This is a genomic window from bacterium SCSIO 12741, from assembly GCA_024398055.1.
GTDB lineage: Bacteria > Bacteroidota > Bacteroidia > Flavobacteriales_G > Salibacteraceae > SCSIO-12741.
Genome location: CP073749.1, coordinates 3,091,847 through 3,116,897 on the forward strand (window position 1 = coordinate 3,091,847; position 25,051 = coordinate 3,116,897).

The following is a 25,051-nucleotide window of genomic DNA, read 5'->3' on the forward strand; positions in this document are numbered from 1 at the left end:
AAATTTATCTTCTTGAGCTTCATATCACTGGCTAATTGGGTGCAGTGCCCGTAGAATTGGGCTTTCTGAACTATCTTTGGTACCCAAAATACGGCATTCAAAATGATCGAAATTCCTGAGAACATTACCGAACTAAAGAGTTACAAACCCGGAAAACCCATTCAAGAAATTATCGCCGATTTGGGATTGGATAAAACCGCGGTTTTATGGAACAATGAAAACAATTTTGGCCCTTCACCCATGGCCTTGGAGGAAGTGTCAAAAGTTCTTGGAAACTCGCATGTATACCCTGATCCGGTAAGTTTGGAGCTTAGGAAGCGTATTGCTGAACTAAACCAGCGTCAGGTTGATGAGGTGGTTGTAGGAAATGGATCTGAGGAGATTTTTAATAACCTCTTCAATGCCTTTTTCAAACCTGGAGAAGAATTGTTGACCTGTACCGGAACCTTTGTGGCTGTGTACATTTGGGCCAAGGCCAATAAGGTGCCCGTACATACGGTACCACTTACTAGCGATTACCGTTTTGATCCCGATGCGCTTTACCAGGCCATTACACCTAAAACCAAGGCGATTTACCTCGCTAACCCAAATAACCCAACTGGTGCAATCATTGAAGAAGATGAGCTACGCAGCTTTTTGGATAAGATTCCTTCCCACATCATTGTGGTGGTAGATGAGGCTTATTTTGAATTTGCCCGAGACATAAGCCCCAAGTATCCGGATACTTCTGGTTGGGATTACGATAACTTAATCACCTTGAGAACCTTTTCCAAAGCGTATGGAATTGCAGCGATCCGAATTGGTTATGCCTTGGCTAAGCCAGCTTTGATTGAAGCTTTGGCTAAAGTGAAGCTGACTTTTGCTCCTTCCAATTTGGCCCAGGCTGCCGGTAATGGAGCTATTCAGGATGAAGCTTTTCTCGCAAAAACCATAGACAACAATACCCAGGAAATGGAGAAGTTTTGCGCTTCATTGGATGAAATGGGATTTCGTCATGTGCCGAGTTATGGAAATTTTGTGATGCTTGAAATGGATTCAGCAGATCAGGTCCAGGCTTACTTTCATGAATTGTTGAAGAAGGGAGTATTTGTTCGTCCATTGCCCGCTTTTGGTCTACCTCATTGCCTTCGAATCACGATTGGATTGCCAGAAGAGAACCAATTGTGCGTAGATGCGTTAAAGGAGTGCAAAGTTCAATTGTCATAAATGAAGTTTTTCGCCCTTTCTGGATTAATTCTTTTGCTGGGATGTTCGGCCTGTAAGAAGGACGATCAGGTCAACGACCAGGCTGTGGCGATGAACGTGAATCAGGTGCCCTATGATATTGCTGAAGTGAACTTGGAGGTGGTATCAGGTACTCGTGTCAATGGAAACACGCTTAGAATTACCATTTTCGGCAACAACGGTGCACGAACCCGATTCTATGATCTGGCAACTTCTCCCAAGGCCTACGACCCTTTGGATAACAACCACATTGAATACCTCGATTTTCAGGAGAACCCATACGCGGTTACGTTTGGTCGGCTGGAGTTAACCGATGTGGAATTGGTGAATGATAAATACCAGGTTTCCGGTAATTTCTATTTCACAGGTTACAGCATTACCACCAACGACTCGGTTCGTGTGAATAGTGGATTCATAACCAGTTTGAAGCAGACCAACTAAGCCCTTATACGAGCACTGATTTTCTACAGAAAGAGAATTCCTTACCGTTGAATTAAAACCTTTTGAGTGGCATATCCGGGCGAATGCAACAAGTAGTTTCCTGGTGACACGCCACTTACATCTACCATTTTCTCTTGACCAGAGGGGAGTGTTTGTTCAAGCACTCTTTTTCCTTGTTGATCGAAAAGGGAAATGGTCAAACCATCTTCCGGATTTTCCGTGGTGATGTGGATGTATTGATCAGCCGGATTGGGGTATAATTTCCAGGTTTTGGAAACGGCAATTGGAGTAGGGATAAAGTTAATCACCGGAGTATCAATTTGGAAATCCCAAATTCCACGACCATAAGTTCCAAAGCGGGCCAATTTTTCACTTTCCACAAATTCAACCGACCAATACACCTGATCGGGAGCTTGGTTCTTACTCATTTCATACCAGCGATTCGTTCTGGAGTGCCACACATAGGGACCCACTTCCGTTGCCGCATACATGACGCTGTCCTGGCCACCTCCTGTAATGTCATAAACCAAGGTACGAGGAAGGCTATCAATTACCGGAGTAAAATCACGGCCACCATTTAAAGACCGATAAACAGGAGGGTTGGAATAACCACTTCCTGCCACCCATACTTCTTGATCCTTATATCGGGAAGCGTAAATAGACGCTCCATAGAAGTAATGGGGGTCTGGTCCTGTAAAGAAGGCCGATCGACTCCATTGTTTACCTCCATCAATAGAGAAAAAGAAGTTGCCCTTATTCGTTAGCGCATACCAATTTTTGCTTTCTATAGGTGAAATAGCAAGAGCCGTGAGGTATTCATCCTTTTGCGGAGAAAGATTGAAATTATACGTTCGGGTTGTGGTTGTAATGGAGCTTCCACTAAAAGTCATTTCAATGATGTTTGACTTCTTATCCGGGTCATTTTTGTCATGAACTCCAATGAGGTAAGCCTTATTGGCTACGTCAGGATCAGCAACCAAGGGTGGAAGCCACAACGAACTTTCCATTTGCTGATTGAAGCTCCAACTGGCGGCCAAATGGTTGTCTTGGCGCGCATCTTTGTAGAATCCTACAAAGCCGGGATAAACAATCCAGATAGACTTTCCTCCGTCATTACTTCCGAGGTGCCCATAGTCTCCACTTATTACCTGATCATAATTGAGAATAGACTGTTCCTTTTGTTTGCTGCGCTGAAATCCTTGATCTTGAGATCCTGCATAAATCCAGGGTTCTCCGTTTTGGGTAGAATAGGTTGAATAATATTGGGAAACATTGAGGTATTGCAAGCTCAGGTTCTTTACCGATTGCAATTGATCTCGAGAAATGTACAACCCACCATCCGTTCCAATCAGATGAAATTCGTTGCCCTGATCATCTTCAAACCTTCCAATAAAAGGAATATCCGCGTGAAGAGAATCTTCTACATGATCGTAGTAGTTCTGCCAGGAGTTGATTTTCTGTAAATCCAGACCACCGTTGGTAGAGCGGAAACATTCTACAGCACCGAAAAACAACGCACTTGTGTCCACCTGGCTGGAGCTAAAACTGTTTACCCGAAATGGAGTTTGGGTTGTATTTCCTCTGAAAGCCCATTGTTTACCGCTACCATTGGAAGAGTAGAAGTATCCTCCAATAAAGGCAAAGAGCTTTAGGGAATCGTTGTTCCGGGTTCCGGTGAGCATGCCTTGACCAAAGGCCCGAATAGGCACTCTGTCGTGTGGACGAATAGCTCCGGTTTTTCCATCCAAAACCGAAATGGAATCCCGAAACAAAAACAGGGAAAAGGTATCGGATTGGGCAATGGTATGTAAGTCAAAATAGTTGATCGGGCCATATCGGTTGGGATCATAACTCGAAACCAACTGGAAGTTTTCTCCGCCATCTGGGGAGTAGTAAAGGCTATTGATGCTTACCCAATTGGTATAGTCCCATTCGTTACAAACCATAAAAAGAGACTTGTTGTAGCAGGCCGTCATTTGATGAACCGACCCCCAATTGGATAGATTTTCCAATCCTCTGGACTGGCTCCAGGTTTTTCCGTGATCGTCGGAGTAGTATACGGCCCGGTCTCCGGATGCGGCTACCAAACGCGGTTGACCATTTACCTGCACATGGGCCATGGACACAATGTTGTTGATCCGAAATTGATCATTTAAAGGTTGCCAGTTGAGTAAGTCAATGTCGGCTTCCCAAATGATTCCACCCGCCGAAGCAGCCGTGATAAGTTGGCTATCTGGACTGAATAGGGCATACACCATCCGCCCGGATTGATTGTTGCTACCTCGCTCAAACCATTCTCCGTCGTGTACCGTATCTAAAGAAGATGCAGATCTTGAAGCCGTGTTAAACGATTGACGAATGCGAAAAGTGAGGTCTTGATTTCTCCAATCTGTTCCTGGTTCAGCGCGATGCATGGATTCAATCCATTGCTCACGCATGATTCGGTTAAAGGAGCTCTTTTCGTGCGAAACAACAACGGTTCCTTCTCGGGCTTCTGGCACAGGATCGGCCTGGAGCATGAGTTCGGTCTGCTGCCACCAAAGCAACAGGGCTGCAATCGCTAATATGGAGGTAAGAATATAGCGCATAATGTAACTGAGCTAATATACCCATATTTACTCCCCAAAGAAACAGGCGGTTGGGGAGATATGCAAAGGCAATTGTTGGTTTCGTAAAACCCTATTGCACCAAGCTCGGCTTGTAGTCAAAAAGTTCTTGGGTCTTGATGGAATCTGCCACCTTTTCAGGGACGAGTTCTTCCCATCCGGATTCACCATTTCGGATCATCTCAAGTACCCGGTCAGAAACAATATGAAGAATGTCGGTATTGACGTTTTCAATGTCCGACAATTTGTTGTTGTCTCGTAGGTAATTTAATAGTCCTTGAAGTCTGGGGATCAAATCCATGTTCACGGAAGTCGTCAATTCCTCACTATTGGCCAATCGGGCAGGGTAGACGTACATCTTCACATTGGTACCAAATCCGGTTCCGAAGGCTTCGAAAATACCACCCGGTAGATTCTCGTAGTACTTCTCATCAAAAATGGTTTGCAAGTTGGAGATACCCAGGATCATTCCAATTTTTCGACCCGCTGTAAAACGAGACATGTACTGAACCACTTTGTAGTACTTCACGTAGTTGGAAATCATTACGGTATGTCCCAGTCTGGAGAGAATGTCCACCCGATCAAGGAAGTCCTTGTCTCGGATCGTACCATCGGCACTTAAATCTTTGAGGGTCAATTCAAAGACCACTCGCAGTTTATCCTCGTCCACATCTTCCTCTTTCTTAAACATAGAAAGCCCCGTGTTGAGCATATCGATGTTGACATGGGTAACAGGTCTAAACCGCCCTCGAAGCATCATTACATTTTTCTTGTAGAAAGCTTCAGAAGGTTGCATCACATCTCCGGAAGGTCCGAAAATGGCTACTTCAGTCATCCCAAATTTTACCAGTCTCAGTGCCATCAATCGATTATCGATGTGGCCGAAGTCTGGACCTGTAAGGCGGAAGGTATTAATCTCAACTCGATTTCGAGAGAGATTATCCATCAAGGATTTAAGCATAAGCTTAGGGTCATGGTTGTAGAAGTAACAGGCATAAATCAAGTTTACTCCTAAAATACCCAAAGCATTTTGTTGCAGTTTTTGATCGTTGTCGTGGAGGTTAACGTGAATCACACATTCGTTAGGTGCGGTGCGTGGATTCAACTGAAAACGGATTCCAATCCAGCCATGGCCTTGGTTCGTTTTCTTAAAGTTTAAAACCTCTACTGTATTCGAAAACGTAAAGAAGCGGGTTTGATCCGCACGGTGTTCCAGTTTTCGGGTAGTAAGCTTGTATTCGAAGTTGAGCATTTGAACCAAACGTGGTTCGCACACATAGCGCTCCGATTCACCATAGATGAAATCCGATATTTTCATATCGTAAGCAGAAAGACTAAAAGCGATCGTTCCACTTGCTCCACCAGCCCGGTAAAAATGGTTAGCCACTTCCTGACCTGCACCAATTTCACCAAATGAACCAAAAATGTCTCTTCTGAGGTTGATTTTTAAGGCTTTCTCTCTCGTGTTCGGAATCCGTTCTCCGGGAATACTCATTTTCTACTAAGCTTGTTATTGCAAATTTCAGCTTTATCCTAATACGATGGGCTTAAATTATTCGAAAAAATCGGCGTCAGAGCTAATTTTTTTTGGGTTCCACTTCTACGCCTCCGGGGTAGAATTCTTCAGATTGACCGATTTGGTTCATGATCTTCTCCATGATCTCTTCTGAAGACTCTTCATAGGTCAGTTCCAAGGGCTCTTTGATTACCATGGTAAGCTCTGTTCGGCGCTTTTTCATGAACAATCCACTTTTGTTGAAGGCTCTACGGAATCCATTGATTTCCAGAGGTACTACGATCGGTTTTTGATGCTTGATCAAAAAGGCGGTACCGCGTCTTCCCGGAGAATAAGGTTTAGTAGTTCCCTGGGGAAAGGTGGTTACCCACCCAGAGTCGAGGGCCTTAAAAATGCTCTCCAGGTCTTTGGGGTCTACTTTACGCTTAATGGATTTGCCCGCTTCCCTCCAGGTTCTTTTAATGGTAACAGCTCCGGTATACGACATCAATTTGGGCAATATTCCTGATCGCATGGTTTCCAGGGCGGCCACATAATAGAAATTGAGAATCGGATTGAGAGCGTAGTAGAAAAGATTGAGATTTTTCGTCCGATTTTTGTTCGCGCTAAACACCGCATACATCAAAACCACATCCATAAAATAAGTTTGATGGTTGCAGACGAAAAGCACGTTGTGATCGGGGAGATTGCGCAAATTCTCCATTCCCTTCACCACAGAACGATTAAAAATAAAGAGTCTCGGAAAGGCAATCATGCCAAAAATAATGATCAGTAATCGCTTGACCATCAGTGGGGTTCCGAACGCATCTTGCTTGAGAATTGACATCTATTTATAACAGAATTTTAACAATAAAGACCTTTTTCTATTTGGCTGCTAGGGCAATGTTAATAAATTTGTAGTCTTCGCTTCGCGGTAAGGTTTAAAATGTTGCATTAAAATTATGGCCATGTTACAAATTCTGGACAGGTTTCAGGGAAAGTACAAGCATCTGACGAAAAAGGGATTGATTATCGAAGGTATGGTCGTTGTGGATCATGCTCGTAGGCAAAATGCTATTTCGGTAAGTAAGCCTTTCCTGTTTGACAATCGTTTGATCCCTAAAAAGTTTGAGGGGCTTACTGTTAAGAAACGAATTGTTGGTGACATGCCCGAAGAATTTCAGATTGATAGAACAGTTGCTGATTGGCATAAGTTCGATTACATCTGGGCTCCTGAGCGCTTTGAAATGTACGTTGACCGTTGCTTGGGTGAAATTCGTACCGCTCTTGGTAACAACGAATTGACTCGTGAAGAAGCTTTGGATGCACTTTGCTTTGGTGAGTTTGAAGAGCATAAGAGAAAAGTGGCTCGTTTGATTCGCGAAGGAAAAGTTCCTGCTTTTGGCGCTTCTCGTGTTGTAGCTTAAGCCGAGTACTGGTTTAAGGTTTCCTGTAGTATTTTTTGAATTTTCTGGACCAGTGAGCTGGGTTCCATTACTTGTACCTGTTTTCCAAAGGATAGCAGTTGCATAATCAGTTCGTGGGATACCACTACCTGCAGTTCAATCTGCATTTCCTTGTCATTATCCACTAAAATCTGCTGAGATTCATGGAGGGGCTGAGTTTTCAGGTAATGAGCCTGAGAAGGAGTAAAGGACAAGCGAACACGCTCAGGTGATTCGGTTCCTGTGGTAATGCCCAGGGTATGCTTAAAGAAATTGTCACGTTCAAAAGCCTCACGTACCTCAAACTTGGATCCCATAGGTTCTATACCTGTTATCCGGTCCAGGCCAAAGGTTTTTATCTTTTCACCATCGGCATCAAAGCCCACTACATACCAGCGATGGCGAAACTCTTTAAGCAGGTATGGATGGAATATCCGAGAACTTTCTTGCTGATGCGTAAAGCTTTGGTATTTCATTCTAACCGCAGCCTGCTGATGCGCGGCTTCCAATAAACTGGACAAGTATTCTGTTCCCCGGGCCGTGGGTGTATTTTCAAATTGTACAAATTGATCCACCGATTCTTGTTCACTTTCAACGGCCATCGACAATCGACCCATGAGTTTGTCAATCGCTGAGCCAAATCGGTCAAACATGCGAATCTCTTTAAACTGAGACAGGGTGGTGGCCGCAAATTTCAAAGCTTCCATATCCTCCTCATTGAGTGGCAAATCGTCAATAGAGTAGTCCGGATCGGTGTAGTAATATCCTCCGTATTCTCGAGAGTATTTAATGGGTGCCAGGTAACCTAAACCTTCTTCGTTGCGCATGGCAAATAGGTCCTTCTCAATGGTTGATTCTGAGACGCGCTCTCCAAAACTATTGTATAAGTGATCTTCACAAGCCTGACGTAGATCTTCCTTGGTAGGGTAGGGTTTGTACTTATTTCTGATGCGCTTATCTAGGATACGGTAGCGGAGCAAGGCATACTTGTTTGCTGGCATGTTACAAGGATTTTTTCAAAAATAACTCGGATGGTTAAATCAAGCCCTTTTACGAGCGATCAAAAACAGGGAATCGTTATCCTCAAATTCAGCGTAAAGTTCAAGGTGAATGATTTCGAATTGGGGTTCCAACTTTTCCTTAAGCCCAACTTCATGGTGATAATTCACATAGAGTCCCTTGAAGTCATCTTCTCCTTCACCATTCCAAAAACTGTGGCAAATGATTCCCTGGTCCTCCAGAATTTCCCACTGTCGGCTTAGGGATTGATTTAACTCGGCATCGGTTAAATGATGCAGTACCTTATTGGAGTAAATGGCGTCAAAAGGTAGATTGGTGTCGAGCGTTCGAGCGTCGAGGTTCAAAAAAGAGCTCTCCGGATACCGGGCATGAAGATGTTTGATAAATTCCACCGATTGATCTGATCCCGTCACGTTGAAATGTTCGCTCAAAATCGCCCAGTCGTTGCCTGGGCCTGATCCCAATTCCAAGACGGCTGATTTTTCAGGAAGGAAGGTGCCCAATTTCGCAATAAGCTCACCCCCATTTATATTCTCCGTTAAACGAATGTACTCCTCAACTGTTTCTGGATTGTGGTAATAGGATTTTTCCATGAACGTTCGATTCTATAGAGAACCAAGATACGGACAACTGGGTATTTAGACTTCTTAATAGTTTGAGAAATGAAGAGTGGAAATGTCCTTCTATATTTGTTGAGATTTTGAGGAAGAATTTGAATTTACTTATTGCGGACGCGCACCCAGTATCACGTGAGGGAATCGAAGTATTAATTGAACGGTATTTTCCGGAGAGTCATATCGAAACCGTCGACTCTTTGGATAATCTGACTGTTACTCTCCAAAAGGGAGCCCCCGATGTTCTGGTTTTTGATCCTGAATCACTGGAGTTGACCAAGCCTGCCCAGTACCGGAAAATCAGGAACCTTGCTCCTGAAGCGCATCTTTTGGCCATCTCCGATCGTCCGAAAAAAGAATACATTCTTTCGGTTATCGAGAATGGAGTTCAATCCTTTTTGACCAAGGGGTGCAGCGCTGACGAAATTGAACAAGCGATTCTATCTACGCTGGATGGAGAAAAGTTCTTTTGCAACAAGGTGTTGAACGAGATCGTAGACCGCTCTCCCGCTTCAGAGTCTTGTGATCCCACTTCGCTCACTAAACGGGAATTGGAGATAATCCAATTGATTTGTGATGGATTGAAAACCGTTCAAATAGCGGAACAATTGAACCTAAGCGTTCACACCGTTAATACCCACCGGAAAAACATCATGAATAAGCTCCAATTCAAAACTCCGGCTGAATTGATTCGGTATGCTTATACCGCCTCAATAATCAAGGTGGAGTCCTAATCTTCAGGAGTGAATTTTAAAGGACTTCGGGTTCCTTCCGTTTTAGCCACAATGGCCTTTATAGAGCCCACCAGAATGGGTGTCTCAATCATAACCGGTACTCGGTTTTGGTCTGCTGAGACATAGACCAACATATCTTCCCCTCCTTTAAATATGGTGCCCTCAATGAGCAAGGGACGAAACTTAAAACAACGGATCAGGCCCATTTCGTCTACTTCAATTTCCTCTTCTCCTAAAAAACGGATGTAGGAGTCGTTGACCTCATTGTCTAACAGTACCCGGATTGGAATTTTGTCTCCGTCCTTAAACTGGGAGAAATCGATTCGTCTGGCCACATATATCATGGAGAGCACATCAGATACGTCCAGTGTGCATTTGAGGGTATCCCTTTTAAGGCTACCATCCTTAAAAGTCCTTTTACTGTAGGCCAGTTGCTCTTCGTGATTAAAATGGTATTCGTAGTCGATAAAGGTTTTTCCTTCTTCCACTTTTCGGATAAATTCAAGCGGAGCCATGGTGTCTCCCATGGTTGTGGTCGATTGGTACAAGTCGCGAACTTTGTAGAACCAATCCCACTTGGCCAGGGTTTTCCCTTTTCCGGTAAGTAGGTAGGCAGGCTGTTGGTTGTATTGAATGGAATCTACCGTAAAACTCACTTCTCCAGCGTCAACCCATACAAATCCCCAGTGATAAGCAATTCGATAATCGATTCGTTCGCCGGGTTCAAAAACGGAGTCAGGAGGTAACAGTTGTTGTGCAACCGCTGAGTTAAACAGCAGAGCAAAAAAAATCCCCGCCCAACCTGAAGTCATCCAGTTGGAGCGGGGAATAAATGAGTGTATGTTAATCTTACAGCGCAGGGTCTGGAGCTTCTTCTACAACCGCATTGATGTACAAATTGGTCACTTTAGGCTCGGTATTGGCCGTAATTACAACTGTCTTCGTTTGCTGCCCAATCTGGTTTCCAGGAGAGTATTTAACCAAAATCTCACCTGTAGCACCTGGAGCAATCGGTTCTCTTGGGTATTCTGGAACAGTACAACCACAAGAACCTTTGGCATCTTCAATCACCAATGGAGTAGAACCCGTGTTGGTAAAATTGAAAATATGAACGTTTTCTGTGTGCTGCTTAACCGTTCCAAAATCGTGCATGTCACCATCCCAGGAAACCGAGGTACTGTTGAATGTACTGGAACTTCCGCTTTCTTGATTAGGATCCACCTTTACGCTTAGGTCATTAGCTGGCGATGGAGGAGTAAAATTGTCATTTTTGACGGCTGCGGCTGCCGGTCTTAATTTTCTTTTACCCTTGGAAGGGCTTTTGATAAAAGAAGAATATACAACGCCCACAGCAATCACCGCGAGCAGGCCGATCTTGATGTATTCCAGTGTTTCTTTCATGATGTCTGTTCTGTTATTTCGAATGTAAATGTATAAAAAGGTTACTTGTATTCCAGTTTCAATTTGTTGAAGGTTTTGCCTTCAATGGCCTCAATAGCCTGGTTAAGTGTAGGGTCATTTTGGTTCAATACCTGAATGTAAACACCGCTGTTGAACAAACCTCTACCGAGGTAGGCCTTAAGCAGGTTTTTAATTTGCTTTTCAGAGGTGTTGTAGTCTTCTTCAACGTATTCCACACCTTGTTTTTCTCCGTAGGCCACCAATTGTTTGATGAGGTTCGAATCCACCTGAAAATCATTTACAAATCCGTATTTGTCTGGATAAGCAGCAGCCAGCTGATCTCTGTTTTGATCCAGGTAGGTGAGGGAGAATTGGTTGAAAACACCTTTGCGCAACAGCTTGAAGTAGTAGTCAGAACGTCCTGTCGTATCAGCGGGAACAAAAATGTCGGGCATAATTCCACCGCCACCGTATACGGTACGTTTGTTAATGCGGGTTTCAAATTTCAGGGAATCAGGAAAATCAATGCTGTCCGCTGACATCAGCTCGCCGCCAGACAATCGTTTGCTAAGGTCTTTGTGGTATTCCTTTACACCTTCATCATACGGTCTTTGAATACAACGTCCCGAAGGAGTGTAGTAGCGCTGAATGGTCATTCTCACTTCAGAACCATCGGGTAGGGGAAGGGTTTTTGAACCAATCCTTTTCCAAAAGTTCTGCGACCAACGATAAGCCCTCTATCCCAATCCTGAATGGCACCGGAAACGATCTCACTTGCTGAGGCAGAACCTTCGTCTACCAAAACGACTAATTTCCCCGTTTTGAATTGTCCACCTGGTGTAGCGTTCAAGTCACTTCTTGGAAATGCTCGCCCCTGGGTATACACCAAAAGCTTTCGACCATCAATAAACTGATCAGCCATGCTTTGAGCTGTACTTAGGTAACCACCACGGTTGCCACGAAGATCAACCACCAGGTTTTTCATTCCTTCTTGTTCGAGTTTTTTGATTTGAGCAATCAGTTCTTCCGTACTGTTTCTTGCAAATCGGGTAACGCGGACATAACCGGTCGTTTTGTTGACCATGTAACCTTCGTCCACACTGTAAATCGGAATTTTGTCTCGCTTGATGCGAAATTCAAGCAGGTCATCTTCTCCATGACGATAGATTCCTACATTAACCATCGTTCCTTTTTTACCGCGTAGGCTTTTTACCACATCAGAGTTTTTAAACCCAACGCCGGCTACCGTATCACCTTCAATGGTGATGATTTTATCTCCTGCCAGGATACCCAGTTTTTCAGAGGGGCCTCCAACGATGGGAGCCACTACCAAAATTGTGTCGCGGATAATGTTGAATTGAATACCTACACCTTCAAAATTCCCTCTTAAAGGTTCATTCATTTTTTGTTTGTCCTCCTTCGAGATATACATCGAATGAGGATCCAAATCCTCCAACATCTTTTTAATGGCATCATCCACCAATTCCATTTCGTCGACAGAATCCACATAGGTTTGAGAAATGATGGAAAGCATGGTATTAAATTTTCCCAAAGCCTCCGAAGCCCGATCTTGGGCAAAAGAAGCATGAGAAAGAAGGAGGAACAGCGAAAAGACGCTGAAACGGAAAATCAATTTCATAATCTATCAGGAATGTAATCAGCAAATATAGCAAGCTTTGTGCCCAGCCCTGTGCCGCCCATTCCACTTTTGGTAAATTCTGTTAACCCATTCGCAAATCGACGGGTACCAGCTCAAACGTCCTGATTACCTTCGCATTGGATTTGCACGATTTTAAGATGAAACATTTTGGTTTAGTATTCCTATGCCTAGTTGCGTTTAGTGGCTTTGCTCAGGATAAAAAGGAAGCATTGTTCTTAGGGAACAGCTATACCTTCGGAAATAACTTACCTCAACTTATTGAAGATATCGCCCAGTCGAAGGGCGACACCTTTATTCACGATTCTCATACACCCGGAGGGTATCGCTTAAGGCAACATGCTGGTGATGCTACTGGCCTGGGTAAGATTTCGGCCCGACCTTGGGACTATGTTATCGTTCAGGCGCAGAGTCAAGAGCCTTCTTTTCCCGCCTCTCAGGTACAATCGGAGGTATTTCCCTACGCTAAACAACTGGCTGATTCGATCCACAATTCCGGTCCTTGCGCAAAGACCGTATTCTTTATGACCTGGGGACGTAAGAATGGGGATGCTCAAAACTGCCAATTCTATCCTCCACTTTGTACCTATGATGGGATGCAAATGGAGCTTCGTAAAAACTATGTGAAAATGGCCTTGGACAACGATGCTTGGGTTGCTCCTGTGGGCATGGCGTGGAAATATGCACGAGACAACTGGCCCGCCTTGGAACTCTATACCCAGGATGAAAGTCACCCAAATTTAGAAGGAAGCTATTTGGCGGCTTGTACCTTTTATGCGGTACTGTTCAACAAAAGTCCCATTGGAGCGAGTTATCCTGCAGGTATGCAAGTACACGATGCGGATAGTCTTCAAAAAGCCGCTTTTCTTACCGTATTCGACAGCATTCCGACCTGGAATATCATTCACGATACAGCAGAAGCAACTTTCACCGTACAGGTAAGCGGCGATACCGTGAAGTGCTTTTCAGCAGGAAGTCGATACGATTCGTTATTCTGGGATTTTAATGATGGAACCACCAGCCAGGATGTTAATCCGGTTCACATATACACCACTTCTGGAAACCACCGCATCGATCTTGAGGCCAGAACCGGTTGTGTATCTGCATCCGCGTTTGAAGATGTAGAAATTAAGGACAAGCCTTCTACCGTTTATGGAATTGAAGAGGCTGAAAATGGACTGATTTTATACCCCAATCCGACCACTGAGACTTTGGTGTTGGAATCGGAAAAAGAGATTAAAAATGTTCAGATTTTGGATGCTTCTGGTAAGCAATTTCAGTTGAATTCTAAAAAAACTTCTACCCGAATAGAATGGGATGTAACCGCCTTGCCAACTGGCAGTTACTTTCTTATTATTGAATCTCAAGACGGGTGGATTCGAAAAGAATTTATAAAAAAATGATCCCCCAATAGGGGGATGGTGCTTCTCGGTTGTCTTTTGGTTAAACAATTCCAAAAACCAGAAAAAATGACACCCGAAAATTTTTCTATCCCACCTGGCAATTTTCTGCCGTTTATCCGGTTAAATGACCGGCGAACAACATCAATGGATTTTTATGTTAAAGGCCTAATCGGCAACTAATTTGCCATTACTTTTGGCCAAAATTTATAGATCAGAAATGAAATTTTTCAAAGTGCTTAGCCTGCTTGGGCTAATGCTCATCTCACTAACTACCCTCGCACAAAAAGTCACGTTAAGTGGTTACATCCGATCCGGCGAAACTGGAGAGGAATTAATTGGAGCCACTGTTTTTGTCAAAGAAAAGGGAACGGGAACTGCAGCCAATATTTACGGATTTTACTCGGTATCTCTTCCCCCGGAACTTACACACTTGAATATTCATTTTTGGGATTTGTGACCAACTCCCAAACGGTGGAATTGAAGGAGGACATGACCTTAAACGTTGAATTAGCTCCTAATGCGGAAAGCTTAAAGGAAGTTGAAGTTATCGGTGAAGCCGAAAACAAAAACGTAGAAAGGATTCAAATGAGTACCGTCAACATGAAAATGGAGACGATTAAAAAGATTCCAGCCCTGATGGGTGAAGTGGATGTTATCCGTGCGATACAGCTGCTTCCCGGGTTCAATCCGGTGGTGAAGGATCCGTAGGATTCTTCGTACGCGGTGGTGGACTGGACCAAAACCTGATCCTTTTGGATGAGGCTCCGGTGTACAATGCGGCTCACCTGTTTGGTTTCTTTTCAGTATTTAATCAGGATGCGATCAAAAATGCAGAGCTCTTTAAAGGAGGGATTCCTGCTCGCTACGGAGGTCGTTTGTCATCGGTACTGGATGTGCGCATGAAGGATGGGAACTCCAAGCGTTTATCCGTAAGTGGTGGAATTGGGTTGATCTCAAGCCGCCTTACCGTTGAAGGCCCAATCGTAAAGGATAAAGTTTCCTTCATTGTGTCTGGTAGACGGACCTATGGTGACCTTTTCTTAAAAGTACTTTATCCAAGTAGTGATATCCGAAGCCAAAGTCAATTGTATTTCTACGATTTGAATGGTAAGGTAAACTGGAGGATCAACGACAACAACCGGGTATTCGTTTCAGCCTACATGGGTCGCGACGTTCTGGGAGCTGCGGATCTTTTCAAAATGGGATGGGGTAACCGAACCGTTACGGCTCGTTGGAACCACATCTTCTCCAAAAAGGTATTCTCTAACTTGACGATGATTTACTCCAACTTTGACTACAGCCTGGGAGTTCCTTCCGGTACTGGTGCCTTTGATTGGACTTCAAAAATTATTGACTACAGTTTAAAGAATGATTACACCTGGTACTTAAACTCCAAGAACACGGTTCGTTTTGGATTCATCAGTACTTACCACCATTTCAAGCCAGCCGAAATTGTTCCCGGTAAGGATAATGACTCCTTCAATGAGATCAAGTTCTTTGACCGCTATGCTTGGGAGAATGGAGTGTATGTAAGTAATGAGCAACGAATCGGAAGCCGTGTATCGGTACTTTATGGCTTGAGGTTCTCAACCTTTAGTAACGTGGGTAAGGATACGGTGTACACGTTTGACCAAGATTTGAACCGAACAGGTTACAATGCTTATGGCAGTGGAAAAATCTACAACACCTACACGGGTTTAGAGCCACGTTTGGCAGTGAAGTATTCGTTGGATGATGTGAGTTCGGTTAAGGCTTCTTATAACCGTATGAACCAATACCTGCACTTAGCAACCAATACGGCTGGTGGAGCTCCATTGGATATCTGGATGCCCAGTAGCCCGAACCTAAAGCAAGGGATTGCTGATCAGGTGGCCTTAGGGTATTTCCGAAACCTGAATAAAAACATGTTTGAAACCTCGGTTGAAGTTTACTACAAGTGGATGGACAACCAGGTAGACTTTGTGGATAATGCAGAGATTCTCCTGAATCGATACATCGAAGGAGAGATCAGACAAGGTAAGGGGCGTTCTTACGGTTTGGAAGTTTTTGTGAAAAAGCAAAAAGGAAAACTGACCGGATGGATTTCCTACACCTTATCCAGAGCGGTAAGAGAAACTCCAGGAATCAACAACGGGGAAACTTATGTAGCCAGTTATCACCGTCCACACAGTGCCTCCATTGTGATGAACTACGCGCTAAACAAGAGAATTGATTTCTCCGCAACATGGGTATACAATACCGGAACACCGGTTACGGCTCCTACCGGAAAATTTGGATACGCTGGAGAAATTGCTCCAGTTTACTCGAACCGAAACGATGCCACCATGCCTGACTATCACCGTATGGATGTTGGGATGAACTGGAAGTTAACTAAGGATGAGAAGAAACGCTGGCAAAACAGCCTGAACTTCTCCATCTACAACGTTTACGCACGTAAGAATGCCTTTACGGTGAGCTTTGTTGAAGATCCTGATACAAAAGAGCCAGTGGCCCGTAAGACTTATTTATTCTCCATTATTCCATCTATTACCTGGAACTTCAAATTCTAATGAAAATGAAAAGATTAATTGGATTTTTAGCCGTATTGACACTGGTACTAACCGGATGTCAGGAGAACATCGATTTTGAATTGAATTCCGAGAAATCCAGAATTGTGGTGGAAGCTACATTGACGGATTCGGTGATGAAGCATCCGGTCAAATTGACGATGACTACGAGTTATTACGAAACTCAATCGGCAACAATGGTGGATGGTGCTACAGTAACTATTACGGATGGAACAACTACCTGGCCTGTTATCCAGGAAGGGGATGGTCTTTATTACACTCCAGAGATGGGCATTGAGCCGAGCAAGACGTACACCTTGCGTATTGAAAAAGACGGCGAAGTATACGAAGGAACCGATTCTGCACCGATTAAGGTAAAAGTGGATAGCGTGGTGCTGAGATTGGTAGAGAATCCTGATTTCGAAACTGGCGAGGATATTCCTGAATATTCTGTGGTATTGTTCGCCCAGGAAAACCCGGGATTGGGTGACCACTACCTTTGGAAGTACTATGTAAAGAAGCCTGATACGGCCTGGAGAGATATGACTCCTCGTTTTAACGATTGGTCGTATGCGGCGGATGACTTTGTAGATGGGCGCAGTCCAGCTGAAGGATGGGAGATCTTCGGATTTATCGATACCGCTGAGATACCCACTGGTTCATTGGTGAAAATGGAGATGTACAGCATCTCTAAAGAGTACTACGAATTCCTTTCGGCCATGTCTCAGCAAACGAATAGAGGAGGCCTTTTTGATGGTCCTCCTGCCAATATTCCAACCAACATGAGCAACAATGCCATCGGCTTTTTTAATGTGGCTCCTATGGATTATGGAATTGACGTAAATGAATACTAATAGAGAAAAAAAAGAATAAAAAGGAAAACCGGAAGCACACCACTTCCGGTTTTTTTTGTCGTATTTTTTTAGTCCATGTTTCATACTTTATTGCCGTCTAAGGTGGCCCGTGATTTCTTTTGGATGCTTGAATCCAGTTCTCTCTTGCAGGGTGATTCGTTGATCTTGGAGGATAAATTTCTACAGGATTCCGCCAAGCGAATGGAGGCCATCTGGAGCAGTAATCCTCAGGAATTGGAGAAGGACTTAGCCAGCCTGGAGCAGAATGCTCCTCCGCGATTAGGCTTCTATTTTGAACGGTTAATGGCCATCTGGTTGAAACATGATCCCATGGTTCAATTAAAAGCATCCGGACTCCAGGTGAAATCGGGTAAAACCACCCTTGGAGAGTTTGATTTCATTGTTTACAATCAACTTAGTGGAAGAGATGAACATTGGGAAGTGGCTGTTAAGTTCTACCTGCTTTTTCAACCTGATGAAGGCCTGAACGGGTGGAAAGGCACTTTTCCAAAAGACACCTTGGAGGAAAAGCTGGTCAAAATGCGTGGGCGGCAATTGAAGTTGGGAGAAACGCCGGAAGGTTTAAGGGCCTTGCATCAGATCGGCTTGCACGAGGTTAGCCCTAAAATGCTGCTTAAAGGGATGCTGTTCTATCCCCTCCATTATAATTGGAAGTCCACTCCCCAGTTCCCGGAAATCAATCCTTATCATCAAAAAGGGTGGTGGAGTTATATGGACCGTTTCGATCATGGTGGTAGAAACAGGTATTGGTTACCGATTCAAAAGAAAGACTGGTTTTCCCCGCAAGAAGCGACTGACGAAGATATTTGGGATGGGGTAGAGTTAAAGCAAAACTACCTGGACGAATACGCTTCATCATCGCTCTCATTTATGATAGCAGAAATGAATTACTCATCTGGTAAGTGGCAAGAAGTAAGCAGGGGATTTGTCGTAGGCAATCGATGGCCTAATGACTATCAGGCTTCTTAATCGTTTTCGGCGGCAGCGGGTTCAGTTGCTTCAGCCGAATCTAAATCCTCAAAATTGATATCCGTAAACTGACTGGTTACGTTATCCTCAATTTGGTGGCTCGACTCCTGATTGAGTTTGATGATCTTTTTGACCGCCTCACCTAAGGCTTCAGCGAATTTTTCAAAATCCTCTTTGTAAAGAAATATCTTGTGTTTTTGGTAGAAGTGCGAACCGTCTTGATCGTACTTTCTTTTACTCTCTGTAATCGTCAGGTAGTAATCTTTTTTGCGGGTTGCCCGCACATCAAAAAAATAGGTTCGCTTTCCTGCACGTACTACCTTTTCGTAAATTTCCTCCTGTCTGGATCCGTCAAAACTATCTTTCTCTTCCATCTTCCTTTCCCGTATTTTGCTGAGGGATTTGAGCCCACTACAACAAATCTAACAAAAATATTGTAAAGCCTTTGGAGGGACTTTGTAAATGCTGGATGGTTGATTTATAATAAGTTATGAAAGGAAGAAGGCTTCCTTGATTCTAACGCAGCAAAGTCAGACTTCCCTGGTATTTGGTGCCGTTAATCTCCAAAACATAAAAGTAGGTACCCGAAACACACTCTTCTCCGGTAAAGGTTCTACCGTCCCAAGTATGGTGGTTCTCAACCGATTCGAATAGCAATTCACCCCATCGGTTATAGATAGATATGTTAGAACATTGCTCCAGGCGTTGACCCAATTGAATGTCGAACACATCGTTGATTCCATCTCCGTCCGGAGTAAATACGTTAGGGATGTTACCATTGAAATAGTCGTCAAAGGCCAGCACATTCTGGGTTTGACTCGATGAATCGCGGCAGCTTCCATTATTACTGGCCACGAGAGTAATGGTATGCACACCATTAAAGCTCATCGGTACCTGAACATCATAGTCGGTGCTAAATCTGCTTCCATCGACATACCAAAGGTAGTTATCGGCATTGCTGGAGCGGTTATTAGTAACCGCCAAGGCCTGATCGCAATTTGCATGAACAACGACATCAAAATCGGCGATAACCGCGTTATTGATGAACACAGTAGCGCTTGTCGAATCCTTACATCCGTTTTGGTCCGTTACCACAACTTGGTAAGAGGTGGTAGAGGAGGGGCGTGCAACGGGATTAGCAATAGTATCGTTGCTCAAATTGGTACTTGGAGTCCAGAGGTAAGTATATGGAGCAGTACCACGTTGTTTGGTCACTTTAAGTTGTGACGAATCTCCGTTACATTCAATGTCTTCAGCCGTTACTGAGAATCCATAGATCACGACTTCGGTTGAGTCAGAGGCAGAACAGTTGCTCACCGTATCCACAACTAACATGTAGTAAGTGCGATTTTGAGTAAAGGTCGTAATCGGATTTGGTGAGCTCGGATTGTTCAATACCTCTGGAGAAGACCAGGAATATCTTCCTGTGGCAGGACCTGATGGATTTCCGCCCAACTGAATCGAAGTCACCGTATCGGTACAAATAATGAATGGTCCCCCAGCATCTGCAGTTGGAGAAGAGTTCATCGTAATGATCAAAGAATCGCTACCCTGACAGCCCTTATTGTCTGTACCCATTACCACATATTTGATGGTGGAATCGATCGTAGCTACGGGATTTGCAATTTGATGGTCATTCAATCCAGCGGATGGAGTCCATGTATAGTTTACCGCACCTGTAGCCTGTAATTGAATCAAATCACCCTTACAAGCTGAGGTATCCACTCCAGCATCTACATTCAATCGAGTGGTCACATCAATTTCAACCTGAGCAGTATCCTGACAGTTATTTCCTCCCGTAATCGTAACTGTATAAACAGTAGAAGTACTTGGGAATACGAAAGGATTAGCAATAAAAGGACTGGAAATGTTCGTGGCTGGCGACCAGCTATAAGAAGTAATTCCACCTGTAGTACTTGTCGTATCTATCTGGATACTATCGCCGGCACAAATCTCGTAACGCGGTTGCGTGAAAGTAATAGTGGGTTTAGGTTTTACCGTAACCATAACAGAGTCACGACCAATACAAGATCCGTTGGTAGCTGTTACCATATACTGGCGGTCCGTTGAAGTAAATGTTCTTGGATTGGCAGAATTGGCATTATCCAGATCAGCAATCGGAGTCCAGCTAAATGTAGTGTTGAATAGAGGAGAGGTAGGATTTCCGCCCAAGGCAACGGTGTCTGGAAAACAGATATCCAGATTAGGACCGGCCTCGGTAGGTACGGTATCGTCTACTTCTACAAAAATTGAATCGATGTTATCACAGCCGTTCAAGTTCACAATAGCCACTCGGTAGGTGGTGTTTGAACTTGGGAAAACACGGACAGAATCCACGGTGTTGTTTGGAAGGATAGTGCTGTTTGGAGTCCAGGTATATGAGGCAGCTCCCTTAGTGGCGGTCATGGTCAAAGTATCACCGAGGCACAAGAAAACCGAATCAAAAGGAATGTTGATCTCCGGACGAGGATTGACATTCAAAGTCAAAGTATCCGAAGCCATACAGAAGTTTCCATCCGTTCCAAATACGATGTACATCATGGTGTCTGATGGGCTCACCCGATGAGTCGGTCCATTGGGTAAAGAATTGGGCACCCAGCTATAGGTAGCCGCACCTGTTGCCGTGAGCGTAGCCGTATCTCCCAAACAAATTGGATTTCTCGAAGACGTTAGATTGACCACGGGCACCGTATCTACGGTTATCAACACCGAGTCGGTAAACGTACAATTGGCCGAAGTAGTTACTTGAACCTTATACCGAACAGCACCTGTTGTAGCACCCGTTACCTTAGGATTGGCGATGGTGGTAGAGTTCAGGTTAGTGGCCGGTGACCAGCTAAACGTCGAACCTACGGGTCCAGTTGGACTGCCGCCAATAATCAGCGTATCGCCTTGGCAAATGCTGGAATCCAGCCCCGCATCTATGGTATTTTGAGAATGTACGGTTACCAATACGGAATCTACAGAAGGACAAGTTCCTCCAGCGGTATCCGTAACCGTTACAAAGAATTTCGTAGTCGAAGTAATGTTGGTCATCGGGTTAGCAATGTTCGGATTACTCACCGATCCAGCCGGTGACCAGAGGTATTGCACCCCACCGGAAGCATTCAGTTGAACCTGATTACCTTCACAAATCGTCGTGTCGTTGCTCACCGTTACGTTTTGATTCTGTTGAACGGTAACGGTTACAGAATCAACTACTTTACATAGGCCAGTAGTATCAGTTACCGTAATGATGTAGGTCGTTGTTTTGGTCGGGAATGCTCGTGGATTTTGAACCGTATCAGCGCTCAAACTCGAACTGGGTGACCATTTTATACCAAATCCAGCAGGAGCCGTAGGAAGCGCACCAGTTGAACCCAATGTGGTGGTGTCGCCCAAACAAATGCTTCGATCCGCACCGGGTCTCACATCAAAAGTGGAGACAAATACCGGTAAATCGACAGGGGGGCTTACACATCCAAACTTATTCGTAGCAAATACCTGCACGTTCCCACCGGGGCCATTACCCCAGTCTACGGTAACCGTATTTCCGGTGCCACCACCTACAACAGTTCCACCCGTAACATTCCAGGTATAGGTTGCGCCAGCAATGGAATCGGTGGTGTAGGTTACACTGGCAGTTCCGGCACAAAGGCTGGAGGTTCCCGTAATCTGTTGGGGCCGTCAAAGGGTTTTACTTCGATGGAAAAGATGGAGTTGGTCACTCCAGGCAAACAAGCCGAATCAGCCGCAGTTACTGAGAAGTAGTATTTCGTTGATCTCCCTTGAGCACATGAAGTATTCCAGCAGAAAGATTGACGAGAACTATCTCCAGTAATCGTTGGGGTAGAAAGCGTTGCTGCAGGATTGGTAAACTGAGGGTTAAATACGGCTCCATCTACCGAGTAAATCCATCCCAATGTTCCATTCGCATCGTGGTAAACAATGTCAAAACATAGGGAGTCTCCGGCATCAATAACATAATCGGTTTGTGCCGTTTGAAGAACGGGTGCCGTAGTATTGGTATCGTTACAGGCCAATACGGGGAACTGATATTCCCGGTGAATGACACCAACGGTAAATCCATTCTGATCAATTTCTTTGACCTCCACGCCCACAACAAAGGTTCCTGTAATGGGGGAGTAGAGCGTTGTAAACCCAGTAAGTCCGTTTACCGAGGCGAAGCCACCATTTCCAAAGGGCTGATTCAAGCTAAATCCGGTTTGGTAATTAACCGGTGCCGGAGGCCAGGCTGCATAGGCACCCGTGTAAGGTCCGGGCGGGTTTGGACCTCCTGACTCACCATCAAATGGCTCGTAGAAAGAGTAGTTCAATTGGTGTCCATCAATATCCTGAGCCAGGTTCAATACCGTGTTGGTATCGCCTTGACACAAAAAGGGAAAATCTAAATCCCGGAATTTGGGTGAGGTGTTTTTGATACTTGTTGAGGCCGTCCAGGCGTGAAGGAGCGTTCCTGTACTCTGGCCTTGTACGTTAATATTGGTCAAGGTAGTTCGGCAGCATCGATCGTAAATGAAGTGATAACCTACAAATGAGGTTGGCACCACCACCACACCGGTATAGGTAACCTTGTACACACAAACATTGTTGGTGTTCTGGCAACCATTGGGCAGGTTACTCTTTACTTCCACCGAATCATTCAAAAACAGGGTAAAAGCCCCGACTTGAGAGGATAAGGGAAGAGAGGTTACGTTTACCGCACCTTCAAATACATTCATGGTTACCGTAGCACTTGGAAATCCACCACCACCGGGCCGCAACCAGTTTGGACTGTTACAGTCCAGATACAAGGTCATCAAAATGCCGTATGCGTGCTGATTTCCTAAGGTGTCACCTAAGTAAGCATATGAAATATCACCCCCATAAATGTGGGTAGCTTGGGAGCGATTAGCTCCGAACAAAAGGGCTATAAATAGGCCCAGTATGAAAAGTCTCTTTTTCAACAATCGAAGCCTTTTAATTCAGCATAATTTTGTGCAGGTAAACCTCTTCTCCTGCTTGAATTTCAACAAAGTACAACCCTCGTTGCTCTCCGCTTAGATCAAGGGTTTGGATAGAACCGGATTCCAGCTCCATGCTTCCCAAATATATAATTTGTCCTTGTACCGATAGGATGCGGATACTGAACTTTTGAACATCCGATTTATCAATAGACAGGTTCAGTTGACCTTGGGTCGGATTCGGATAAATATGGAAAGGATTTTCACTAAGTTCTTCAATACCATCTGGGTTACCACCACAGTACACTTCATCAAAGTCGATAAAGGCTGTTTTGGTTTCAGTATCGCTTCCATGGGTGTTGGATGAAGTCAATTTCACCGTGTAGATACCCGGAGCGGTGTACTGGTGGGTAGGGTCTTTCAATACGCTGGTACTTCCATCACCAAATTCCCACAACCAAGAGGTAGGCGAGTTGGAAGAACCATCTGTAAATTTCACTTTACCCTTACATACCTTGGTGCTGTCCGCTGAGAAACTGGCAGTAGGTGCTTGTGGACCTGATCCCGATTGCTTTACGTAAACCGCGTAGTCTTCAGATTGACCATAAGTCGCATCGTCACAGGATTTCAATTGAGTTCCTACTACATCAGAAGTGATTCGCATTCGAAGAGGAGTGTTGGTCGTGGCAGCCGAAACAATGGAAATGGTTCCTTTGTGAATGGTATCATTTACTGAGGTAAATACTTTTTCAGAGGTTTCGTTGAATGCTCCGTCATTATTGAAATCAATCCAAACGGTTACATCTTCCTTGTTTAATCCACCCGTTTTTACTTCGATGTTATAGCTTATTCCGGGCTCTACCGTATCCTGGAAATTACAAGAGTAGTCTTGGTATCCTTCGCGGCCATCCTGGGTAATGTTGTTGATCGAGTTGAACAACACGTAGTGAATTCCATAATCGTCACGATGAGAAAGGGACTTAGGAACACAAGCGGCTTTTACATTGGAAGAAAGATCTACTGTAATGTATCCGGTTTTGGTGATGGAATCGGTTCCAAATTGATTACTTACTGAAAGTTTAACGGTGTAAGTTCCGCTGGCAGAGTAGGTGTGTTTTGGATCCTGCTGAGTACTTGAATTTCCATCTCCGAAATCCCAGTTCCAGGAGGTGGGAACATTTTGAGATAGGTCGTCAAACTGAACTTCACCATCACAACTCTTCGTTTGATCAGTCTTGAAATCAGCTACAGCTGGTAAGGTATTAGGAGCAACCAAAACACTGTAGTCTTCCATTTGTCCATTGGTCAAGTCGGAGCAGGAAGTATAACTAGCTCCTGAAGGTGCTGTCAAATAATAGACAGCGGCCACCCGCATGCGAAGCGGTTTGTTGAGTACGCTTCCTGGAGGAATAGTCACTGGGGCACTGGCACTGGTCGCATTGTCAACGGAAAGAACACTTTCTTGAGAAGTAAATACGCCATCACCATTAAAGTCGATCCAGGCTCTGTAGTTTTGATTAGCCGGAGCACCGTTTGCGCTAAGTGTCATGGTGTAGGTGCTTCCCTGCGTTACGTTCGTTTGAACACAGGAAAAGTCTTCGTAGCCAACCGTTGCATCTTGACTGGATTGAGAGATTGAACCAAACTGCACCGAGCGAATTCCAAAGCCAGCAGCTGA

The 25,051-nt window shown here is 44.4% G+C and carries 20 protein-coding genes and 3 pseudogenes; 10 read left to right on the forward strand and 13 right to left on the reverse strand.

Annotated elements, in window-relative coordinates; all coding sequences use genetic code 11:
• The first annotated feature begins 102 nt into the window (after positions 1 to 102).
• Both hisC and KFE98_13145 read left to right on the forward strand, forming a co-directional pair.
• Positions 103 to 1,206, forward strand: a complete 1,104-nt coding sequence (gene hisC, locus KFE98_13140; protein ID UTW60966.1) for a histidinol-phosphate transaminase — start codon at positions 103 to 105, stop codon at positions 1,204 to 1,206.
• Entirely contained in the window at positions 1,207 to 1,665 is a 459-nt protein-coding gene (locus tag KFE98_13145) for a hypothetical protein (protein ID UTW60967.1), read from the forward strand.
• A gap of 41 nt (positions 1,666 to 1,706) precedes the next feature.
• Here KFE98_13145 and KFE98_13150 read toward each other — a convergent pair whose 3' ends face one another.
• The 3 genes from KFE98_13150 to KFE98_13160 all read right to left on the reverse strand — a co-directional run bounded on the left by KFE98_13150 (position 1,707) and on the right by KFE98_13160 (position 6,613).
• Entirely contained in the window at positions 1,707 to 4,253 is a 2,547-nt protein-coding gene (locus tag KFE98_13150) for a T9SS type A sorting domain-containing protein (protein ID UTW60968.1), read from the reverse strand.
• A gap of 91 nt (positions 4,254 to 4,344) precedes the next feature.
• Positions 4,345 to 5,766, reverse strand: coding sequence for a TonB-dependent receptor (locus KFE98_13155; protein UTW60969.1), 1,422 nt, complete (start codon positions 5,764 to 5,766; stop codon positions 4,345 to 4,347).
• An 82-nt stretch (positions 5,767 to 5,848) separates the two neighbouring features.
• Entirely contained in the window at positions 5,849 to 6,613 is a 765-nt protein-coding gene (locus tag KFE98_13160) for a 1-acyl-sn-glycerol-3-phosphate acyltransferase (protein UTW60970.1), read from the reverse strand.
• A gap of 121 nt (positions 6,614 to 6,734) precedes the next feature.
• On the opposite strand from KFE98_13160, the gene KFE98_13165 reads away from it, so the two are divergent.
• Entirely contained in the window at positions 6,735 to 7,193 is a 459-nt protein-coding gene (locus tag KFE98_13165) for a hypothetical protein (GenBank protein ID UTW60971.1), read from the forward strand.
• On the opposite strand, the gene KFE98_13170 is transcribed toward KFE98_13165, so the two are convergent.
• Both KFE98_13170 and KFE98_13175 read right to left on the reverse strand, forming a co-directional pair.
• Complete coding sequence (locus KFE98_13170; GenBank protein ID UTW60972.1) at positions 7,190 to 8,212, reverse strand: WYL domain-containing protein; 1,023 nt, start codon at positions 8,210 to 8,212, stop codon at positions 7,190 to 7,192. The genes KFE98_13165 and KFE98_13170 overlap by 4 nt on opposite strands.
• Before the next feature lie 39 nt (positions 8,213 to 8,251).
• The gene (locus KFE98_13175) at positions 8,252 to 8,824 is read right to left on the reverse strand and encodes a class I SAM-dependent methyltransferase (protein ID UTW60973.1); all 573 of its coding nucleotides are present in this window, start codon (positions 8,822 to 8,824) and stop codon (positions 8,252 to 8,254) included.
• A gap of 119 nt (positions 8,825 to 8,943) precedes the next feature.
• On the opposite strand from KFE98_13175, the gene KFE98_13180 reads away from it, so the two are divergent.
• Positions 8,944 to 9,579: a response regulator transcription factor gene (locus KFE98_13180; GenBank protein UTW60974.1), complete on the forward strand. Its 636-nt coding sequence runs from the start codon at positions 8,944 to 8,946 to the stop codon at positions 9,577 to 9,579.
• Here the strand turns inward: KFE98_13180 and KFE98_13185 are convergent.
• From KFE98_13185 to KFE98_13195, 3 genes and pseudogenes are all read right to left on the reverse strand, one after another.
• A complete protein-coding gene (locus tag KFE98_13185) occupies positions 9,576 to 10,391 on the reverse strand; it encodes a DUF3108 domain-containing protein (protein UTW60975.1) in 816 nt (271 codons plus the stop codon). The two genes, KFE98_13180 and KFE98_13185, sit on opposite strands and share 4 nt — an antisense overlap.
• Before the next feature lie 37 nt (positions 10,392 to 10,428).
• Entirely contained in the window at positions 10,429 to 10,731 is a 303-nt protein-coding gene (locus tag KFE98_13190; protein UTW64706.1) for a DUF1573 domain-containing protein, read from the reverse strand.
• A gap of 290 nt (positions 10,732 to 11,021) precedes the next feature.
• Positions 11,022 to 12,619, reverse strand: a pseudogene (locus tag KFE98_13195) (S41 family peptidase).
• 158 nt (positions 12,620 to 12,777) lie between these two features.
• Here KFE98_13195 and KFE98_13200 point away from each other — a divergent pair.
• From KFE98_13200 to KFE98_13225, 6 genes are all read left to right on the forward strand, one after another.
• On the forward strand, positions 12,778 to 14,040 hold the full coding sequence (locus KFE98_13200; protein UTW60976.1) for a T9SS type A sorting domain-containing protein: 1,263 nt from the start codon (positions 12,778 to 12,780) through the stop codon (positions 14,038 to 14,040).
• Positions 14,041 to 14,257: 217 nt separating this feature from the next.
• On the forward strand, positions 14,258 to 14,497 hold the full coding sequence (locus KFE98_13205) for a carboxypeptidase-like regulatory domain-containing protein (GenBank protein UTW60977.1): 240 nt from the start codon (positions 14,258 to 14,260) through the stop codon (positions 14,495 to 14,497).
• Positions 14,494 to 14,748: a hypothetical protein gene (locus KFE98_13210; GenBank protein ID UTW60978.1), complete on the forward strand. Its 255-nt coding sequence runs from the start codon at positions 14,494 to 14,496 to the stop codon at positions 14,746 to 14,748. The genes KFE98_13205 and KFE98_13210 overlap by 4 nt, the downstream gene beginning before the upstream one ends.
• Before the next feature lie 44 nt (positions 14,749 to 14,792).
• Entirely contained in the window at positions 14,793 to 16,589 is a 1,797-nt protein-coding gene (locus KFE98_13215) for a TonB-dependent receptor (protein UTW60979.1), read from the forward strand.
• Between the two features lie 5 nt (positions 16,590 to 16,594).
• The gene (locus KFE98_13220) at positions 16,595 to 17,440 is read left to right on the forward strand and encodes a DUF4249 domain-containing protein (protein UTW60980.1); all 846 of its coding nucleotides are present in this window, start codon (positions 16,595 to 16,597) and stop codon (positions 17,438 to 17,440) included.
• Between the two features lie 75 nt (positions 17,441 to 17,515).
• Positions 17,516 to 18,430 (forward strand): DUF1853 family protein, encoded by a 915-nt coding sequence (locus tag KFE98_13225; protein ID UTW60981.1) that lies wholly within the window; start codon positions 17,516 to 17,518, stop codon positions 18,428 to 18,430.
• Here the strand turns inward: KFE98_13225 and KFE98_13230 are convergent.
• From KFE98_13230 to KFE98_13250, 5 genes and pseudogenes are all read right to left on the reverse strand, one after another.
• Positions 18,427 to 18,804, reverse strand: a complete 378-nt coding sequence (locus tag KFE98_13230; protein ID UTW60982.1) for a DUF3276 family protein — start codon at positions 18,802 to 18,804, stop codon at positions 18,427 to 18,429. The genes KFE98_13225 and KFE98_13230 overlap by 4 nt on opposite strands.
• A gap of 142 nt (positions 18,805 to 18,946) precedes the next feature.
• Positions 18,947 to 21,919 carry a gliding motility-associated C-terminal domain-containing protein gene (locus KFE98_13235; protein UTW60983.1) on the reverse strand — a complete coding sequence of 991 codons (2,973 nt, stop codon included), beginning with the start codon at positions 21,917 to 21,919 and terminating at the stop codon, positions 18,947 to 18,949.
• A 122-nt stretch (positions 21,920 to 22,041) separates the two neighbouring features.
• Entirely contained in the window at positions 22,042 to 23,376 is a 1,335-nt protein-coding gene (locus KFE98_13240; GenBank protein ID UTW60984.1) for a hypothetical protein, read from the reverse strand.
• A gap of 316 nt (positions 23,377 to 23,692) precedes the next feature.
• A pseudogene (locus tag KFE98_13245) lies at positions 23,693 to 24,037 on the reverse strand (PKD domain-containing protein).
• 354 nt (positions 24,038 to 24,391) lie between these two features.
• Positions 24,392 to 24,922 (reverse strand): annotated as a pseudogene (locus KFE98_13250) (PKD domain-containing protein).
• Positions 24,923 to 25,051: the final 129 nt, after the last annotated feature.

Bases quoted from the DNA above. Each gene is read 5' to 3' on its own strand.
- KFE98_13185 (UTW60975.1), bottom strand. From the start codon at position 10,391: ATGACTTCAGGTTGGGCGGGGATTTTTTTTGCTCTGCTGTTTAACTCA.
- KFE98_13220 (UTW60980.1), top strand. From the start codon at position 16,595: ATGAAAAGATTAATTGGATTTTTAGCCGTATTGACACTGGTACTAACC.
- KFE98_13160 (UTW60970.1), bottom strand. From the start codon at position 6,613: ATGTCAATTCTCAAGCAAGATGCGTTCGGAACCCCACTGATGGTCAAG.
- KFE98_13170 (UTW60972.1), bottom strand. From the start codon at position 8,212: ATGCCAGCAAACAAGTATGCCTTGCTCCGCTACCGTATCCTAGATAAG.
- KFE98_13230 (UTW60982.1), bottom strand. From the start codon at position 18,804: ATGGAAGAGAAAGATAGTTTTGACGGATCCAGACAGGAGGAAATTTAC.
- KFE98_13205 (UTW60977.1), top strand. From the start codon at position 14,258: ATGAAATTTTTCAAAGTGCTTAGCCTGCTTGGGCTAATGCTCATCTCA.
- KFE98_13145 (UTW60967.1), top strand. From the start codon at position 1,207: ATGAAGTTTTTCGCCCTTTCTGGATTAATTCTTTTGCTGGGATGTTCG.
- KFE98_13190 (UTW64706.1), bottom strand. From the start codon at position 10,731: ATGCACGATTTTGGAACGGTTAAGCAGCACACAGAAAACGTTCATATT.
- hisC (UTW60966.1), top strand. From the start codon at position 103: ATGATCGAAATTCCTGAGAACATTACCGAACTAAAGAGTTACAAACCC.
- KFE98_13225 (UTW60981.1), top strand. From the start codon at position 17,516: ATGTTTCATACTTTATTGCCGTCTAAGGTGGCCCGTGATTTCTTTTGG.
- KFE98_13175 (UTW60973.1), bottom strand. From the start codon at position 8,824: ATGGAAAAATCCTATTACCACAATCCAGAAACAGTTGAGGAGTACATT.
- KFE98_13165 (UTW60971.1), top strand. From the start codon at position 6,735: ATGTTACAAATTCTGGACAGGTTTCAGGGAAAGTACAAGCATCTGACG.
- KFE98_13200 (UTW60976.1), top strand. From the start codon at position 12,778: ATGAAACATTTTGGTTTAGTATTCCTATGCCTAGTTGCGTTTAGTGGC.
- KFE98_13150 (UTW60968.1), bottom strand. From the start codon at position 4,253: ATGCGCTATATTCTTACCTCCATATTAGCGATTGCAGCCCTGTTGCTT.
- KFE98_13155 (UTW60969.1), bottom strand. From the start codon at position 5,766: ATGAGTATTCCCGGAGAACGGATTCCGAACACGAGAGAGAAAGCCTTA.